The organism is Planococcus halocryophilus (assembly GCF_001687585.2).
GTDB lineage: Bacteria > Bacillota > Bacilli > Bacillales_A > Planococcaceae > Planococcus > Planococcus halocryophilus.
In genome coordinates this window covers 1,733,646-1,750,577 of the sequence record NZ_CP016537.2, presented here as the reverse complement: position 1 = coordinate 1,750,577, position 16,932 = coordinate 1,733,646, and the positions used below count along the sequence as shown (strand labels likewise).

Sequence of the window (16,932 nt, the reverse complement as noted above, 5' to 3'; positions counted from 1 at the left end):
AGATTAGGGGCTTATCTATCTAGTATACATAATTCACCTATACAGAAAAATATACCGGAGGCAGCAATGAAAAACTTACTTAAACAATTTATTTTATTGGTTATATGTTCGGGTATATCGTTTTATCTCGTGTTTAATCAAGGGTTACTTGGAGGGGTGTTAATTTCAGGAATATTCCTTGTGGTTTGTACGTTTCTTTTTATTGCTAGTACAGTTGGCGTAGTCAAAGGGAAATTGGATCTCATAAAACTCACCACCGTTACTGAAGCAGCGGGCTTAATGACTTTTTCTATCCTACTTGGACTTGTGGTAACAACTATTGCCCTTATTAATTCATTTGCGGTATATACAACGGGTGATGAAAGTCAAAGTTCCGATAAGAAAATCAGAGTGTTTGCATCACGAATATTTGATGTTCCTTCTCAAGCAGCCCTTTTAAAAACCGAAAGAAATGGTGTTACTTACTTTTATCCAGAAAACAATAAAGATGAGATTGAAAAAATGGATGAGTTGTTGCAACTAGAGCGAGAAAAGTTCAATTCGACTCTTGGAACACAGGATGACGGAGGCTTAACAATAGAGTTTCACGAAGATTATGCTTCATTAGAATCAGGCTATGGTTCGGAAGAAGTCGCCGGGTATTACGATTTAAGCAATAAGAGAATTCACTTAGTTCCAACAGATGAAAATTGGGAGCTAATTTTAGTGCACGAATACTCGCATTACCAAAGTCATCTTTTTTCCGATCAGCATTTGTTGTCAATAACACGAATTCCTTCATGGTTTGAAGAAGGAGTTGCTGATTATTTTGCAGGTGAATCAAGCATGTGGTATGACCTAGAAAGTATTGAAACAATTGATTTTCACGCGCTCGACAATCAAGAAGACTATGACAAAGCAAGTACGGATACATACGATCCATATGCTCAAAGTTTTTTGGCGGTGGAATCCATAGTTGAAGCTCATGGCGAAGCGATTATTCCAGAATTATTAAAGTCTCAATCGACTGGTGGATTTTATAAAAACTTAGAAAAGACGATTAATATGGATATAGAAGAATATGAAGAAATTTTCCTCCAACAACTATTAGCAGATCAGCAACAAATTGCCGATTGGTTTGACTTGGGCTATCAACAATTAGAGATGAAAAATTATGAAGCGGCTATTAAAACGGTTGAAAACATTCGAGAAACTGGAGACATTTACGATATAGATGCAGCCGATTGGTTACTAGTAGATATAATGCTTGTTCAAGAAAAAGTTGACGTTGCAGTTGAATTGCTGAAGAAAAAGATTGAAGTGGATCAGGAAGAATTTCTAGTCGATGATTTATTGTTATTAGCAGAAGTATACCTTCTTGTTGACCCAAAGATGTCACTCGAAATTGCAAAAAGAGCAGAAACAAGTGAACTTTATTTTTACGAAGAAGATATTATATCAGTTTATGAACAAGTTAATTCCGACGATGAACTCGCAGGCTATAAACGATTAATAGAAGATGAATGGCTTTATAATCCATACGTAATTTATCAATTAGTAGGTAAGCTTAGCCAAGATTATCCAGGTGAATTTTAAAACTACATGTAAAAACAACTTTAGCTCTTTGACATCACTACTAAAATCAAGTACATTATCATATGTACGAACATTTTTAAGTTATTCGAGTATATCATTCGGTTATAGGGGTGTAATTTATGGAAAATGTATTTGATTACGAAGATATTCAACTTGTTCCTGCAAAAGCGGTAGTAAATAGCCGTTCAGAATGTGATACATCAATTGAATTTGGCGGGCATACTTTTAAATTGCCTGTTGTTCCAGCTAATATGCAAACAATAGTAGATGAAAAACTTGCAGGCTATTTAGCCGAAAATAATTATTTTTATATTATGCACCGCTTTGAACCTGAAAAACGGATTGCCTTTACAAAAGATATGCAGCAACGCGGACTTTTTGCATCGATTAGCGTAGGTGTGAAAGCGGAAGAATATAATTTTGTTCAACAATTGGCTGATGAAAACATTATTCCTGAATACATCACAATTGATGTAGCTCATGGACATTCAAATGTTGTGATCAACATGATTCAACATATTAAAAAATTAGTGCCAGACAGTTTTTTAATCGCTGGAAATGTTGGTACGCCTGAAGCTGTGCGTGAACTCGAGCATGCTGGAGCGGACGCGACAAAAGTCGGTATCGGACCAGGGAAAGTTTGCATTACGAAGATTAAAACAGGCTTTGGTACTGGAGGCTGGCAATTGGCAGCACTTCGTTGGTGTGCAAAAGCAGCAAGTAAGCCAATTATTGCAGATGGTGGTATTCGTACGCATGGAGATATTGCAAAATCAGTGCGCTTTGGAGCGTCGATGGTTATGATTGGGTCACTTTTTGCTGGTCACGAAGAATCACCGGGTCAAACGATTGAACAAGATGGCAAGTTATTAAAAGAGTATTTTGGTTCAGCTTCCGAGTTTCAAAAAGGTGAAAAGAAAAACGTCGAAGGCAAGAAAATGTATGTAGAGTATAAAGGATCGTTGAAAGATACATTAGTAGAAATGGAACAAGACCTTCAATCTGCCATTTCATATGCTGGTGGAGACCAATTGCTAGCAATTCGAAATGTAGACTATGTCATTGTCAAAAACTCGATTTTCAATGGTGATAAAGTATATTAAAAAGCAAACCCCTTCAATCAGCTGATTGAAGGGGTTTTTTCTGCTTTATCGACTTTAGCCATAGCACTATTGAAACTAGTAAAACGAGTCCGAACAGGGCATACTGAACGTTTTTAGGTGCTATTTGAGTAACGCCGTACACTGCAGCCAATTCTAAAATCACCGCTGGAATTTTGCCGATCGTACTAGCAAACCAAAAAGCCTTTCCGCTAATTAAAGTTAGCGCTGCACCAGCCGTAACAAGTCCAGAAGGCATAAAAGGAAGAAGTCGTAATAAAATGACCATGCTAAAAACTTGTGTCGTGGATCGTTGTTGAAGTTTTTTCCAAAACTGGTGACGCATCCATTTCGGATCAGCTTTGGAAAAGCCAAAACGGTAAAGATAAAACCCAAGTAATGCACCAACTATTTCACCTGCAAAGGTTAACGTAGCACCGCCGTATAGACCATAGGATTGAATGTTGACAGCCGTTATTAAAACACTTGGTATGAAACCGACCGCGCCTACCGCTAAATTGACTAGTAGAAGAAAAAAGATTTCAAATATAAGAAGAACATTATCGATAAACGTGGCCTCCGTTTCTATTCGTATGTAAATTGATTTTACCACTTTGAGGCAGTTTTTAGGAAACTAGTTAACATGGTTGATTCACTAGAATAAGCAGAAAACTCTTCATCAACCACATTGCTAGTTGTATGATAGTGAAGAGCTCTTTTACATATAAGATTTAAATAGAAAATAAGGAGTGGGGATTTGAAAAACCAAAAACGAATTCGAGATTATGGTGTGGAAATCGGCACATTGAAGACAGGGGAGTTGAATGCAATAACAGATGTAGCAGGTGTTACGGTAGGGCATGTCACGTTAAGTGGAGGCAATATTCAAACAGGTGTAACCGCCATCAAACCGCACCAAGGAGATCTGTTTCATGAAAAATTAATTGCTTCGTGTCATATCATAAATGGTTTTGGGAAAACGATGGGAACCATTCAACTGGCAGAACTAGGAGTGCTCGAAACGCCAATAGTGTTAACAAATACATTAAACGTTGGAACAGCAGCCAATGCAGTCATTGAGTATATGCTAGAGAAAAATGATGATATTGGAAGGACTACTGGAACTGTCAATCCGATTGTTGGAGAATGCAATGATATGTTTTTAAACGATGTACGAGGTCGCTTTGTTAAAGAAGAACATGTGCGGCGTGCGCTTGATGAGACTAGTGAAGAGTTTGAGGAAGGAGCAGTAGGTGCAGGGAGAGGCATGTTGTGTTATTCACTTAAAGGCGGAATAGGTTCAGCTTCTCGAATGGTTGAACTAACAAATGCAAGTTATACAATAGGTGTACTCGTATTATCGAACTTTGGTATGTTAAGTGACTTAACAGTTCGGGGAAATCCAATTGGCAAAGAACTAAAAAAACAAACTTTACAATCACTTGAGGAACAAGATAAAGGCTCAATTATGATCGTAGTTGCTACTGATTTACCTGTGTCGGAGCGGCAACTAAATCGGATTTTGAAACGGTCTGTAACAGGACTATCACGGACAGGTTCAATTATTACGAATGGCAGCGGTGAAATTGTACTTGGTTTTTCAACAGCTAACAAAATTCCTCACAACAAACCGCCTCAAGCTTTAACGATTGAAACCATACACGAAGAAGATATAGACGATGCTTTTAGGGCGGTTGGGGAAGCTACAGAAGAAGCTGTATTAAATTCATTAATTACAGCAGAAGCTGTCGTTGGACGTGATGGCAATAGTAGACCCGCTTTAAAAGAGTTATTAGAGAAATTCAACTTAACACTTTAGAACCCATTTAGGGTTTTTTTTTGGATAAATGCTTATCTTATATAAAGGTATTCAAAAGAGGATATTACGTAAAAAATGCATTAAAAATATTTAATTAGTATTTTTGTGTTTACAAATAGTAGGAATGATTGTAGTCTAATAGTGGTAGAAGATAACTGAAATTTCTTTTAATAAAGTATTTATATAGGTTTAAAGACTTTTTTTAATTATACAAAATACCAGTTTTTTTCCGTCGTATTTTCTTATTAAAATATAGATTTCAAGAAGTTTCTAAACAGCGCATTGTATACGGATTTGTGATTTACATCTTTAGTAAGCTAAAATTTTTCAACTGTCGATGCGATGGGGCAATAAGAATGAACAGTTAAAGGTGGTGTTCTTATGACTGAGAAATGTTTCTCGTGCATTTCAGCAAGCATTTGTCTCCTGACCTTGTTACCGCTAGCTTTAGCAGCGATTCATTGGTTCCAGGGGCCGCTTGAGATTTTGTTAAATGTTCATTTGTATTTGCCTAGCTTGTTGAGTGTTTTAGGAGTAGGAGCAGCAATAATCGGTATAAAAGGCGATTTGAAATTGAACCTTGTGCTGTTCAATGTACTTAGCTTAAGTCTTTATGTTATTTTAACGATCAATTTAAATGCGCTTTAATAAACAAGACCGTCACGCATATTACGTGACGGTCTTGTTTATGGTTAGTCTACACGGAATGGGCGAACCCATAATTTAGAGAAATCAACATAGCCAAAATGACTAATGGTGATGTTCATCACATCGATAGAAAACGGGATGTGTCGCTTTTCATAATAAAGTGGCAGCATTATAGACGAAGCAATTAAGTCTTGTTCCATTTTCAGATTTAACGCTGTCCATTCATTAAAAGGCGTAGCCGCATATTGCTCTAAATAATTGTTGAACAGTGGTTGAGACTTCATAATAGTCGCTAAAGGAGAATGGCCATTGGCTAGGAAATAAAAAAATGAGAAATTTTGATTCATTTCAAACACTTCGCCGTGTATAAAAAGATCAGCTTTTTGATCCGCCTTGGTATCTGTTAATTTATCTTGGAAAGACATCCATTGAATCTCAACAGAAATCCCTTCACTTTCAAGTGATTCTTTTAGCCACCGCGTGGCACCATCCGTATAGTTGGCAGCTTTAATGATTAGTGGCTGTTCTAGATGTGGCCGTTTCGGACTAGGCAATGTTATTGGTTGTTGCTGTTGTCCAATTAAGCAACTATGATGATTGGCTATAGCACGATTATGAAACTGCCCTATTTTATGACGGTGCTTCGCGATGGCGTAATGAATATAATCACGAACTTCTTTTTGATTTATTGGTGAATTTTTAAACGCATTTAAAATCACAACACCAAATCCGGAATCACTTTCTACTTGAAAAGTTTCTTCTGTCATCTCACAAGTTGAACGGTAGGCAACATCAAAGTCTCCGGATACTTGGATAAATTCAACAAGATCAATTAAGGGACGTTGTTGAAAATGATGACCAAATGCTTGTAGAGTTGTTTTGCTTTCATTATTTTCTGAGACATAAAAGCTACCAGAGCCGATTGTTTGATGAGGTGTTTCTTTATAAATACTGGCATTGATCATGCCAAGCATATGTAAACAATAACTACAACCTTCTGGAAAGGTGATATCAACAATATGGGGGCTACTAGACATAATCGATACAATTGGCTTCCACAAATCAGCATAGGATGAGTCGTTGCGGAGCCGATTCAAACAATCGACAACATCAGTTGCAGATAAAAAAGATCCATCGTGAAAATATACTTCTTTTCTCAAATACAAGCGAAGGTGGGTGCTTGATGCATCCCAGCTATGTGCAAGTTCAGGGGTTATATAGCCGCTTTCATCTACAGATACGAGGCGACTATATACATTAGCAACCATATTAGCGCTATGAATATCTGCAGCGTATAACGGATGAAGTGTTAATAATGGATATTTTCTAGGGATGATTAGTTTATCGTTATTATCTGGACTATTTTGTACATAACCAAAATTAGAACGAAATTGATGCAACAGCCGCTGCTTAACTTCCGGCGACCAATCAAATAATAAATATTTACTAGCAGTTTCAATTGATTTTTCTTCTATTAGTTGAGTTATTTGTTTTTCATAGTGTTCTTCTACATTAATATGCCATTGAATATGAGAAGAATTTCCTCTACCGCGGCCAGAAGTAAAAGTAAACCATCCTTCATCTGACCATTTACGAAGAAGGCGTGCTGTTTGCTTACGGCTTAATTCGAGCCAATCTGCCAACTGAGATTGCTTAATGTCCCCAGTGGGTACAGCTTGCCATAAAGATAAAAGAGTTCGTTCCATAAAGCCTCCTCTTAAAAGTGGACATAATTATAAAAATTGTCTATTTTTAGTGTTTTCCGTCTAGTTTAATATACATAAGACAAAGGGGGCTGACAAGATGAAATGGAAAGACTATCCACAAAATATTAAAGTACGATTAATCACATCATTTTTTAACCGAGCTGTAGCGTCAGCTGTCATGCCATTTATGGCGTTGTTTTTTGCGCAAGAGATGAGCAAAATATGGGCAGGCTCTTTTTTAATCATTACTGTGTTTATTGGATTTTTTGTTAATATGATTGGAGGCTATATATCTGATCGTTTCCCTCGAAAAAAAGTTCTGGTAACGACGTCTACACTAAGTGCCGTTATGTTTTTGCTCATGTCCATCAGCTTGGTGCCGAGCGATCGGTGGATTGGTCTTTTTGCACTGGCTTATGTCATGTTCATTGTTACTAGTAGCCTTGGGCGTCCAGCAATGCATGCCATCATTATCGATTCGACAACACCAGAAAATCGCAAGGCGATTTACGCCATCGATTATTGGATGGTCAATTTATCAATGGCCATTGGTGCAGCACTCGGAGGACTATTATATCTTGATCATCAAATCGAATTATTTATGGTATTGACTGTAACTGCTGGAAGTTTGCCAATCGCTTATCACATGTGGTTAAAAGACGAACGAGTGCAAAGCTTAAAAAAACAACATCACAATGTTGTTATCGATTTGCTTCGAAATTATAAAATTGCATTTCAAGATCGTCCTTTTGTTAAAGTAGTGATTGGCTCTATGTTTATTTTCTCAGCAGAATTTTCTTTGAACAGTTATATTGGTGTTCGGTTGGCTGAAAGCTTTGAGACATTCACTTTAGGTGATTTTGAAGTTGCAGGTGTGCGCATGTTAAGCTTGTTAAATATTCAAAACATGTTGCTTGTTGTCTGCTTGACGTTTCTAGTCAATAAATTTACAGATCGCTTTGCTAAACAACATGTCTTGTTAACAGGACTTTTACTTTATAGCATAGGCTATATTACAATCACTTCAGCAAATAGCTGGTACTTATTAATTTTGTTTAATTTTATCGGAACAATGGGTGAATTGGTTTACTCACCTGTTCGCAATGCAGAAATGGCGAACATGATTCCAGAAGATAAAAGAGGATCATATTCGGCTTTTTCCAATGTTTCATTTAGCGGTGCAGATCTGTTGGCGCGGTCGACTATTATCATAGGCGCTTTTCTCATTCCGACCATGATGTCTGTTTATATAGGCGTCTTATTAATGATTGGTACACTACTTGTTTACACAGGTTTGTTTGTGAGAAAATCCAGAAAAGAACAAGTAGTCGAGCCAGAAATCATTTAAAAAATGCTAGGAGAGTGGCCATGATAATCAGAAAAGTAGTACCAGCTGACGCGGAGCAATTGGTAGCTCTTATGAAACATGTTGAAGAGTCTAATCACATGCTGTTTGAACCGGGAGAACGTAAAACAACTAGTGAGCAACTTCAAAAACGGCTACTTACGATGGACGAAAAATCGACTGTGTTCGTAGCGGAAGAAAAAAATGAGTTAACAGGTTACGTATTTGTGATTGGGGAAGATGTGAAACGAAAACAGCATTCTGTCTATATTGCTATAGGCGTTCAACAATACGTGCGGGGTAGAGGGACAGGTACTGAACTATTACGCGCTATGGAAAAGTGGGCTATCGAAAGAGCGCTTCATCGTATTGAACTGACGGTGATCGCACATAATAAGACAGCCGTGGCCTTATATGAAAAAATGGGGTTTAATATCGAAGGTGTAAAACGAGATTCTCTTTATATAAACAGCGAATTCGTAAACGAATACTATATGTCAAAATTAATCTAAACTCTTTAGCTAACCATGGAAAATGGTTGCTAAAGAGTATTTTATAATAAAATACTCTTATCTGAGAAGCAGACCAAGTACTTTTACAGTCCAAGAATCAGGATACGGTTTATAGGAAAGTTACATACACAGAAGCGATTAGAGCTTTATAGTTCGGTAAAACAACTACTTACTTAAGTGGTTGTTTTTTTGTCGATGGCATCTTGAAAGCATAAGTTTTCGATTTAGGTTAAAATAAAGAAAGTAAATTATTTTAGAATATATGGCTTCACTACATAAAAAAAATTAGAGTATGACCATTATTAGGAGGCAGTTATGAATAGTTTTATCGTTATGCAAGGAGAGACTTATCACGCTGAACAGGATGCAGGAGTACTTTGGACACCTCAAATAGATAAGTCAGGTATGGTGCCACATTCATGGAAGCGGATGAATGAAGTGAAAAAAGGCGATATTGTTTTTCATTATGTAAAAGGATATGTCGTGGCTATCAGTCGCGTACGTGAGGATTGTGAAAAAGGTGAAAAGCCAAAAAATCTTGAAGATCAATCAAAAGGCTACGAAAAGGCATTTGTGGCATATACGGTTTACCGAGAATTAGAAAATCCATTGCCGATTAAAGAGTTTTTTCAAGAAATCGAACCTTTATTGCCAGTGAAATATTCGGCTTTTCAAGAAGATGCTAACGGAAATTCAGGTTATTTGTATCCATGTAACGAAGAGCTGGCGATAAAATTTTTAGAATTGATTAGTTCGTTAAATATTTTCACTATAGAAGTAGAACAACTCGAATTGTCGATGGAAGTGATAAAAAAAACTGAGCATAATCCGTTACTCAGCTTAATCGCAGAAGCCGAACTAGAAATTAAAACGAAAATGCGCAGAGGCAAAGAGCAGTTCAGAGAAAGTTTACTGCCACTTTGGAACGGCGAATGCCCACTTTGCGGGATAACCATTAGCGACGTGTTAAGAGCAACGCATGCTAAACCATGGAAAGACAGCTCAGATGCGGAACGATTAGACCCTTTCAATGGTGTATTGCTTTGCGCCAATCACAGTGCATTGTATTCAGCGGGACATATTGCTTTTACCGGTGGAGGACGTCTTCATATCTCAAGTGGAATTTCAGAAGATCAGTATCCTGTCTATCGCTTAAAAAAGAGTATGAAAATCTCGGTATCACCTGAACATGCCACCTATTTAAGGTGGCATAAACGAATTGTTTTTGCAGAACCGAGAAAAGTAAAACTACTGATGGATCAGGAATAACCAATTTTTTAGCATGTCTTTTGTCTTATAAACTATGATACACTGAGAACAAGTGAATAATCATGCAGGAAAAAGGTGCTGATTCGTCAGCGTAACAGGGAACTCGGTTAAATTCCGGGGCTGTTTCCGCAACTGTAAGTGCGTATGAAATAAGAAAATACCACTGTTTAGTGTACCTAACTAAACGGGAAGGTTCTTAAAGTAAATCGATGCACAAGCCAGGAGACCTACCTTTTTTTGAACGTATTTTTACTCTTCGGAAGATAAGGGAATCATACGGCAACGTTTCTATTTTTGACTGCTAGAGTATGTCTCTAAATAGCTATGCCGCCGCCCTTTATTGAGGGCGGCTTTTTGTTGTTTTCGAGAGCGTTCAATGCAGTGATTTTCACCAAACTAAAGTGAGGTGGAATGATGAAAAAAGACATGAGGTATCTGTGTTATCCATTTATGCGTGAAGCTGCGTCTACTGTAGATTTTGAAATCAGAACTGATTCATTAACCACACGTATTGGGGAAGCTTTGTCTTTAACTAAAGACATAGAAGTGGTACAGCGAGATTTACACATTCTTCAGCCAAAAGTTTATCATTTAAATGGCTCTGTACGTGGAAAAGTTGCCATTCAAGAAGAAGATTTAATCGAACTAAGTGACATGTACGATTATTATGTAAACTTCACAAAAGATAAAATCGGCAATTTCATCTTACCGCAAGGCACACATGCGGCTTGTGTCTTGCATGTTTGTCGAAGTGAAGCGAAAAAGTCAGTACGTGCATTACACAAAGTAAGCCTCGAACGGGATGTACCAGAAATCTTATTCGACTATACTCATCTTTTCGCCAATGTGCTCTTTACGATGGCTGTTTATGTCAATCAACATCATGGTGTTGAAGAAATTCCATTTGTTAGTAAATCTTATCCGACAAGACCTAAAAAGAAAGAAGTGGCCAATAAAATATGAAAATATCATTTTTTAAATACTTAACGATTGGAACAATTGCTTTAACTTTAGGGGCGTGTCAGTCTGATGTGACGAAAGAAGTTGAAACAGATTCGGCAACTGAAACTGAAAAACAAACTAGTTACACCGTTATCGATGACTTAAATAAAGAATTAACTTTTGAAACAATACCAGAAACAGTTGTCTCGTTAATTCCGAGTAATACAGAAATTTTATATGAAATCGGTGCAGGTGAAAAAGTGATAGGTGCTACCGATTATGATAATTATCCAGCAGAAGCTGCAGAAGTTGAACGAGTTTCTGACTCTGTTGTGTTTAACGCAGAACGCATTATTGAATTAGATCCAGATGTTGTGATTGGTTATTCGACAGGTGCACCTACGGGTTATGAAGAATTAGAAGCTGCAGGAATACACGTGTTTGTGATCGAATCTGCTCAATCTTTTGATGATGTTTATGGAGATATTGAACAAATCGCAACGGTTATGGGCCTTGAAGATAAAGGAGAAGAGATAAACCGTTCCATTCAGCAGCAAATTGTTGACGTACAAGAAAAAGTAGCAACTGTTGAAGAAACCAAAGAATTATATTTTGAAATAAGTCCTTCTCCAGAACTTTATACAAGCGGTCAAAAAACGTTCCAGCAAGAAATTTTAAATCACGCTAAAGTGGAAAACCTATTTGGCGACCTTGAAGGATGGCCAAAAATTTCGGAAGAAGAAGTGATTAAGCGTAATCCAGAAATTATAACGACAACTGTGTCTTATACGGAAGATCCAATCGCAGAAATAAAAGAGCGCGAAGGATGGGGAGATATAGAAGCTATTAAAAACGATCAAGTCTTTTTCTTAGATTCTGATATTACTTCACGTCCTGGACCGAGAATTGGAGAAGCAGTTGAACTTGTAGCTAAAGTTGTCTATCCAAAAGCATTTGAATAAAGATCTAAAAACCCTCGCTTACTAAGCGGGGGTTTTTAGATCTTTATTAGGTAGATAGAGGTTTGATAAATAACATTTCAGTTTTTAAAGGCTTTTTGCACGTATGAAACTTTCAATTTGATAAAATGAATAACAATGCATAATGTTGGGTGGAGTAATGAGGAGGAATGAATTATATGCGTTTAATTATTCATGAATAATAACCTTGTTTTTGGTTGAATAATATAATTGGAAAGGGTTTAGTGTAAATTGAATAAATTAAATAGTGCGTCATCTAATGGTACGTGTTATACTGAATGGGTGAATATAACACGAATATTTTTTTATTAAATAGAGAGCAGGGTGATGGGTATGGTATCAACTACCGATGTAGCAAAGTATGCGGGTGTCTCACAAACAACTGTTTCACGTGTTTTGAATAAACCAGATCAAGTGAAAAAAGAAACGTATGATAAAGTCATGAATGCAGTTAATGAATTAAATTACTCAGCTGTAGAAGCAGAAAAGACCAATTCTCTAATGGTTAAAACGAAAACCATTAGCTTAATTGTAGGTGCTTTGAATGATCCGATTTATATGAATGCAGTTCCTACAATTATCAGTACAGCGCAAGAGCAAGGCTATCAAGTGAATATTCATTTCATTGCTGAATCTCGTGAACTTGAAACTTATGAAACTGTGCTTTCAAGCAAACCAAATGGCATCATTGTTATTTCTACTTTACTTAATAAAACAGTACATGATCAATTAATTGATTCAACCATTCCTTTTGTAGCACTAAATACAAGTGGTATAGCGAGTCAACATACAATTGGTTTGAACGATGTCGAAGCGGGTTATTTGGCTGCCAAGCACTTAATAGATGTTAAACACTTTGAAATCGCTTGGGTAGGGGGTACGTTAAGCAGCCCCTCTACGAAAGATCGCTTACTTGGATTTGTCCAGTCCTTGCAAGAAGCCAAGTTTAAAATTCGCAAAAAACGATTAGTGGTGACAGACTTAGATAAGTTTTCTTTGTTTGAAGCATTTGAGAACTTGCAAGCCTTGAAGAAAAAACCAACTGCAATAGTGGCGGCTACAGACGAAATCGCTATACAAATGATGGATTTTTATAAAGAAGCAGGCTATCAAGTTCCAGAAGATATCAGCATTGTCGGAATTGGAAATTCAGAAATGGGTCAACATTCAGCGCTTGCTCTGACGTCAGTCGGGACATCAGATAGTTTGGCAAACTTAGGCCAAGAAGCCGTAAAGCGATTATTTGATTTGGTTATCGGTAACCAAGACGAAGCATTTCATGTAAATAGAGAAGTCGTGCTGTATGAGAGAGCTACTACGGGAGCTTTGCAATCATAAAATTCACTGCTACTCAAATCGTTACAAAAGAGCCTTACCATTTAAACCGGTAAGGCTCTTTTGTATGATAAGTAATAATATTATTTCATTTCTTTATGTGAAAACGGACATTTCCCTTTGATCGGTTCACTATCGTCACCGATGAAAAATTGTTTCCATTCATTGTGATTTGGATCCCCAAAGTGGCTAATATCGGGATGTGTCGGTAAGTGATCCCACGCTTCTACCCGCTGACGAACTTTTTCGCGGGACATCACTCCGCCTTTTTCAGTTCCTTTTAATCCTTCGAAGATACGACGAGGCTGAAACCCGAGAACCATGGCATTGCCAAGATCACGCGTTTTGCGTTGCTTATAAGCAGGTGTGTTGCCGAAGATAAAGATGGGTTCACCTTTGAATGTGAAATCCCATAAATAATGATCTGGGTCACGAGGTGCGTCTTTAGGCCATTCCATTTCATCTTCGTCATGTAAGTATTGAAGGATGTCCCAGAACTGTTTACGGTAAGCCTCAAGCGTCCCTTCTTCTTTGAACGGTTCGACAAAAACAAACAAGCCATGACGCTTATGTTTTGGGTCATCGAATAATGTTAAAAACGCCTCCACCGCAGAAGGTAAGTTGCTCCAATTTTCTTGCGTAATATAGGCATAGCGCAATTCACCTTTTAACTCGCCATTCATTCCGAAATAACAAGGAAAGGTTTTATCGGTTACGGTTTCGTGAAAGGTTTTGTATTCAGCTAAAAGCCATTGGGGTAAGTCGTTACGTACTGAAAAATCGTCTTTCGTTAGTAAAGTTGAGTTTTTTGTCAACATCGGATAATTCCTCCATTTGTAAAAAGATCTTTTGAATTCTAGTTCCCTAAGATCTGTAAGGCAAAACAAAAACGGCTAAGAAAAATCTCAGCCGCTCAAGTTTAACGTTTAAAATGCACCAGATCCACCACCGCCGCCTCCTACGCCACCACCGCCACCAAAAGAATCAGTAGTACTAGCAGAAACAGTAGTGTTGGCATTAGCAGCTATGAATAACCCAGTCAGTAGAACAGGGTTATAAAACAAGCCGAAGTTTGCAAAAGCCGCATCGCTATAGGCATTTGTAAAGCTTTGCGTTTTTTGGTTCGCAGAATTTTCTTCTGCACCTAACAGGTAACTATATGCGCGCATTTTATCATCTTGTGTTAGTCGATTCCATTCAGTTTGATCCAAGTTCTCCATGGCTCTTTGTAGTTGTTTCCACTCTTCTCGAATAACATGTCCCTCGTAAGTTATCGGGGAATAGAAACAAAAAGCAAGTAAGAAAATGCCAGTTATAATAGAGAAAATCATCAACGGGAGAAGATCTAAAAGCCCAAAATAGATTGCAGCTCCAAACAACCCCGTTCCAATAAATCCAGTAGTTACGCGAAGAGCAAGGTGCTTGTCATGCAAATTGTGTTCACGTACTTCTTCAACGACGCCATTTCGCCAAGCGGCAATAGAATCATTATAAGAAGAGTGGTTTAACTCATTTTTTGTGTAATTTTCAAGATCTGTTGTCTCGAAAAATTCGCCATCTCCAGTTTTATCAAAAAGCAATTCCAATAATTTTTCTTCATGTATATAGTCGGTTTGTCGGCTAATTAATTTGAATTTTTCTTCTGACAATTGTTCAATGTTCTTTTTGCGCACCAATTCCATTAAGGCTGCAGCTGTAACAGCGGGCGTTAAAATAGAAGATTTGGTAAAATACAAGGTCGCTGGAATGCTCATCTTTTGCTTGGGTACAAAAAAGTCAGTAGTATTAGGCTTTGCTTGGAGCTTCATTTGGCGAGCTTGATTCCATGCCCAAGCGACAAGTGCTAATAAAAATGCACCAGCAGCTGCTACAAAACCATTTCCCCAGAAACGACTGGTGTTTTGTTTTGTCGAAAAAGCAAGTGCCTCCGCTTCTAAACGATCTTTTTCATCGGTTAATTCTGAGCGGATAGTTCCATCTTGTTGAGCAATACCCGGAAACAATTCTTCATCAAAAATGATGCGTACATCGCCGTTAGACCCAGCAGAAACTGTGCCCATATCAAAGCGAACTGAGCCGCCTGCTTGCAAGTTACCTGTCTGATAGGCTTGATCATAGCCAACGAAATCTACATGTTTTGCAGGAGCGGGTGGGAGGACGGTAACCGCTAATTGTTCGTAATCACTGTCATTGCGGTCATCAAAAAACGGCCAGTAAAATTGAGCACCATCTTCAAATTTTACGATAGCATTTTGAATCTCATAGCGAATTTCGATGGTGATGGTTTCGTCTTCACCTGAACGAAAGACTTTGTATACATTTTCTTGGTGTTCAACCTTTAATTTACGATTGCCTTCGGTAGCACTAAATTGTTGAACTAAAGTTCCGCCTTTTGGAATAATTTCTCGTGTGATGCCATTAAATTCACCTTCAAACCTATACGTATGATTTTCGGTAACATCTACTGTTCCATCGGCATTTACTTGGGCTTCAATTGTCACGTTAGAAATTGAATACTCGACAGCCAAAGCTTGTATGGGAAACAATGCAAAAATCAACAATACCCAAAGTGCAATGGTGGATTTTTTCTTGTGCATCGTCAACACCTCTTCCTCTATTTACGGGAAGCCCCACAAAGATTTCCAGAAAGATTCATTAGCGTAGTACGCCGTGAGGCAAGATGGCGTGGACGCCCTTAACATCATTAACAACTTGTGTAACATGAAGGTCAACCGCCACACTCGATAGGGCAGTCGCTTCAATGCGTGTGATGCCATAAAACTCTTCCATGAACGACACCATTTCAGCTAAAGCGACAGCGGCGGCTTCGTTAAGGTCTTCATCAAATCCAAACGTAATCCACCCAGCAGGCGTATTGGCTCGAGGCATGGATAATTGCATGTCTTTATGCAAAATTAACGTAACATCCACTAAATCCATTGGGCATTCAATCGCTGTACCTGAACTTTCACCATCACCTTGTAAAGCATGACCATCACCTAATGAAAAGTTGGCACCTTCTACAGAAATCGGCAAAAATAAACTGCTCCCAGCTACTAGTTCTTTACAGTCAATGTTTCCACCAAAGTAGCTTGGTGGTTTTGTTGAGAAAGTCCCTGCTTCGCCTGGGGCAACTGCCATGAGTCCCAGAAAAGGAGATAAACCGACCCGGAATTCTTGTTTGCCGAGCTTGCAACTCCCAGTCATTCGAGAGGCATCTAATGACCAATCGAGCTGGAGGCGAGCGCTTTTTGTGATACCGAGTTTGTCATTTTGCCAAGCAGGTAATCCGCCTGCCCAGTTTCGACCGTACCAACCCGGTACTAATTTATTTGTCCGAACTTCTAATACCATACCTGGTTTGGCGCCATCTATCGCGATCGGTCCAATGATTGGATGAATAAGTTTTTCTTCATTTTCTCTCGAAGTGTAAACTATCCGTTCCTCGTCAGGTGTTGCTGAATATCCCCACTCAATGTCAATTGTTTTTAATTGAATGGTATCTCCTGACTTGATTGTTAAAATCGGTTGATAATTACGATTAAACGATGAATGGAAATGAGTTGAGTTGAGCAATATAGAATGAATCAAAAGAGTTCCCCTTCCGGATGCAAGAATTTTCTGTTTTTTTGTTATAATTATACCAACTAATTCATTCACATAACAAAATTTAGGCCTAAAATGAAAAATGGCCGCAAACA

At 38.0% G+C, this 16,932-nt stretch carries 15 protein-coding genes and 1 riboswitch; of the genes, 10 read left to right on the top strand and 5 right to left on the bottom strand.

What is annotated here, in order from left to right; genetic code table 11:
• Positions 1-66: 66 nt before the first annotated feature.
• Positions 67-1,575 carry a gluzincin family metallopeptidase gene (locus BBI08_RS08790; protein WP_008496446.1) on the top strand — a complete coding sequence of 503 codons (1,509 nt, stop codon included), beginning with the start codon at positions 67-69 and terminating at the stop codon, positions 1,573-1,575.
• Positions 1,576-1,694: 119 nt separating this feature from the next.
• Positions 1,695-2,678, top strand: coding sequence for a GMP reductase (guaC, locus tag BBI08_RS08785; RefSeq protein WP_065527988.1), 984 nt, complete (start codon positions 1,695-1,697; stop codon positions 2,676-2,678).
• Between the two features lie 13 nt (positions 2,679-2,691).
• Here guaC and BBI08_RS08780 read toward each other — a convergent pair whose 3' ends face one another.
• The gene (locus BBI08_RS08780) at positions 2,692-3,288 is read right to left on the bottom strand and encodes a TVP38/TMEM64 family protein (RefSeq protein ID WP_008496444.1); all 597 of its coding nucleotides are present in this window, start codon (positions 3,286-3,288) and stop codon (positions 2,692-2,694) included.
• A 144-nt stretch (positions 3,289-3,432) separates the two neighbouring features.
• Here BBI08_RS08780 and BBI08_RS08775 point away from each other — a divergent pair, with 144 nt between their 5' ends.
• Together BBI08_RS08775 and BBI08_RS08770 are read left to right on the top strand one after the other, a co-directional pair.
• Entirely contained in the window at positions 3,433-4,494 is a 1,062-nt protein-coding gene (locus tag BBI08_RS08775; protein ID WP_065527987.1) for a DmpA family aminopeptidase, read from the top strand.
• Positions 4,495-4,875: 381 nt separating this feature from the next.
• Positions 4,876-5,142: a hypothetical protein gene (locus tag BBI08_RS08770; RefSeq protein WP_008496443.1), complete on the top strand. Its 267-nt coding sequence runs from the start codon at positions 4,876-4,878 to the stop codon at positions 5,140-5,142.
• 44 nt (positions 5,143-5,186) lie between these two features.
• On the opposite strand, the gene BBI08_RS08765 is transcribed toward BBI08_RS08770, so the two are convergent.
• Positions 5,187-6,848: an ABC transporter substrate-binding protein gene (locus tag BBI08_RS08765; protein WP_065527986.1), complete on the bottom strand. Its 1,662-nt coding sequence runs from the start codon at positions 6,846-6,848 to the stop codon at positions 5,187-5,189.
• A gap of 97 nt (positions 6,849-6,945) precedes the next feature.
• Between BBI08_RS08765 and BBI08_RS08760 the strand changes: the two genes are divergently transcribed.
• The 6 genes from BBI08_RS08760 to BBI08_RS08735 all read left to right on the top strand — a co-directional run bounded on the left by BBI08_RS08760 (position 6,946) and on the right by BBI08_RS08735 (position 13,234).
• Entirely contained in the window at positions 6,946-8,196 is a 1,251-nt protein-coding gene (locus tag BBI08_RS08760) for an MDR family MFS transporter (RefSeq protein ID WP_008496440.1), read from the top strand.
• Between the two features lie 20 nt (positions 8,197-8,216).
• A complete protein-coding gene (locus tag BBI08_RS08755; protein WP_008496439.1) occupies positions 8,217-8,705 on the top strand; it encodes a GNAT family N-acetyltransferase in 489 nt (162 codons plus the stop codon).
• Positions 8,706-9,020: 315 nt separating this feature from the next.
• A complete protein-coding gene (locus BBI08_RS08750; RefSeq protein WP_065527985.1) occupies positions 9,021-9,974 on the top strand; it encodes an HNH endonuclease in 954 nt (317 codons plus the stop codon).
• A 56-nt stretch (positions 9,975-10,030) separates the two neighbouring features.
• A riboswitch (cobalamin riboswitch) is annotated at positions 10,031-10,223 on the top strand.
• Between the two features lie 165 nt (positions 10,224-10,388).
• On the top strand, positions 10,389-10,937 hold the full coding sequence (locus BBI08_RS08745) for a hypothetical protein (protein WP_008496436.1): 549 nt from the start codon (positions 10,389-10,391) through the stop codon (positions 10,935-10,937).
• The gene (locus BBI08_RS08740) at positions 10,934-11,878 is read left to right on the top strand and encodes an ABC transporter substrate-binding protein (protein WP_008496435.1); all 945 of its coding nucleotides are present in this window, start codon (positions 10,934-10,936) and stop codon (positions 11,876-11,878) included. The genes BBI08_RS08745 and BBI08_RS08740 overlap by 4 nt, the downstream gene beginning before the upstream one ends.
• Before the next feature lie 351 nt (positions 11,879-12,229).
• Entirely contained in the window at positions 12,230-13,234 is a 1,005-nt protein-coding gene (locus tag BBI08_RS08735) for a LacI family DNA-binding transcriptional regulator (RefSeq protein WP_008496434.1), read from the top strand.
• Between the two features lie 80 nt (positions 13,235-13,314).
• Here the strand turns inward: BBI08_RS08735 and BBI08_RS08730 are convergent, their stop codons facing one another.
• The 3 genes from BBI08_RS08730 to BBI08_RS08720 all read right to left on the bottom strand — a co-directional run bounded on the left by BBI08_RS08730 (position 13,315) and on the right by BBI08_RS08720 (position 16,822).
• The gene (locus tag BBI08_RS08730; RefSeq protein ID WP_008496433.1) at positions 13,315-14,049 is read right to left on the bottom strand and encodes a YqcI/YcgG family protein; all 735 of its coding nucleotides are present in this window, start codon (positions 14,047-14,049) and stop codon (positions 13,315-13,317) included.
• Positions 14,050-14,157: 108 nt separating this feature from the next.
• Complete coding sequence (locus BBI08_RS08725) at positions 14,158-15,828, bottom strand: DUF2207 domain-containing protein (protein WP_008496432.1); 1,671 nt, start codon at positions 15,826-15,828, stop codon at positions 14,158-14,160.
• Between the two features lie 58 nt (positions 15,829-15,886).
• The gene (locus BBI08_RS08720; RefSeq protein WP_008496431.1) at positions 15,887-16,822 is read right to left on the bottom strand and encodes an acetamidase/formamidase family protein; all 936 of its coding nucleotides are present in this window, start codon (positions 16,820-16,822) and stop codon (positions 15,887-15,889) included.
• Positions 16,823-16,932 lie beyond the last annotated feature (110 nt).

What these genes read in the sequence shown, in the direction of transcription:
- BBI08_RS08755 (WP_008496439.1), top strand. Translation starts at nt 8,217, where the DNA reads ATGATAATCAGAAAAGTAGTACCAGCTGACGCGGAGCAATTGGTAGCT.
- BBI08_RS08750 (WP_065527985.1), top strand. Translation starts at nt 9,021, where the DNA reads ATGAATAGTTTTATCGTTATGCAAGGAGAGACTTATCACGCTGAACAG.
- BBI08_RS08790 (WP_008496446.1), top strand. Translation starts at nt 67, where the DNA reads ATGAAAAACTTACTTAAACAATTTATTTTATTGGTTATATGTTCGGGT.
- BBI08_RS08760 (WP_008496440.1), top strand. Translation starts at nt 6,946, where the DNA reads ATGAAATGGAAAGACTATCCACAAAATATTAAAGTACGATTAATCACA.
- BBI08_RS08725 (WP_008496432.1), bottom strand. Translation starts at nt 15,828, where the DNA reads ATGCACAAGAAAAAATCCACCATTGCACTTTGGGTATTGTTGATTTTT.
- guaC (WP_065527988.1), top strand. Translation starts at nt 1,695, where the DNA reads ATGGAAAATGTATTTGATTACGAAGATATTCAACTTGTTCCTGCAAAA.
- BBI08_RS08770 (WP_008496443.1), top strand. Translation starts at nt 4,876, where the DNA reads ATGACTGAGAAATGTTTCTCGTGCATTTCAGCAAGCATTTGTCTCCTG.
- BBI08_RS08740 (WP_008496435.1), top strand. Translation starts at nt 10,934, where the DNA reads ATGAAAATATCATTTTTTAAATACTTAACGATTGGAACAATTGCTTTA.
- BBI08_RS08730 (WP_008496433.1), bottom strand. Translation starts at nt 14,049, where the DNA reads ATGTTGACAAAAAACTCAACTTTACTAACGAAAGACGATTTTTCAGTA.
- BBI08_RS08765 (WP_065527986.1), bottom strand. Translation starts at nt 6,848, where the DNA reads ATGGAACGAACTCTTTTATCTTTATGGCAAGCTGTACCCACTGGGGAC.
- BBI08_RS08745 (WP_008496436.1), top strand. Translation starts at nt 10,389, where the DNA reads ATGAAAAAAGACATGAGGTATCTGTGTTATCCATTTATGCGTGAAGCT.
- BBI08_RS08735 (WP_008496434.1), top strand. Translation starts at nt 12,230, where the DNA reads ATGGTATCAACTACCGATGTAGCAAAGTATGCGGGTGTCTCACAAACA.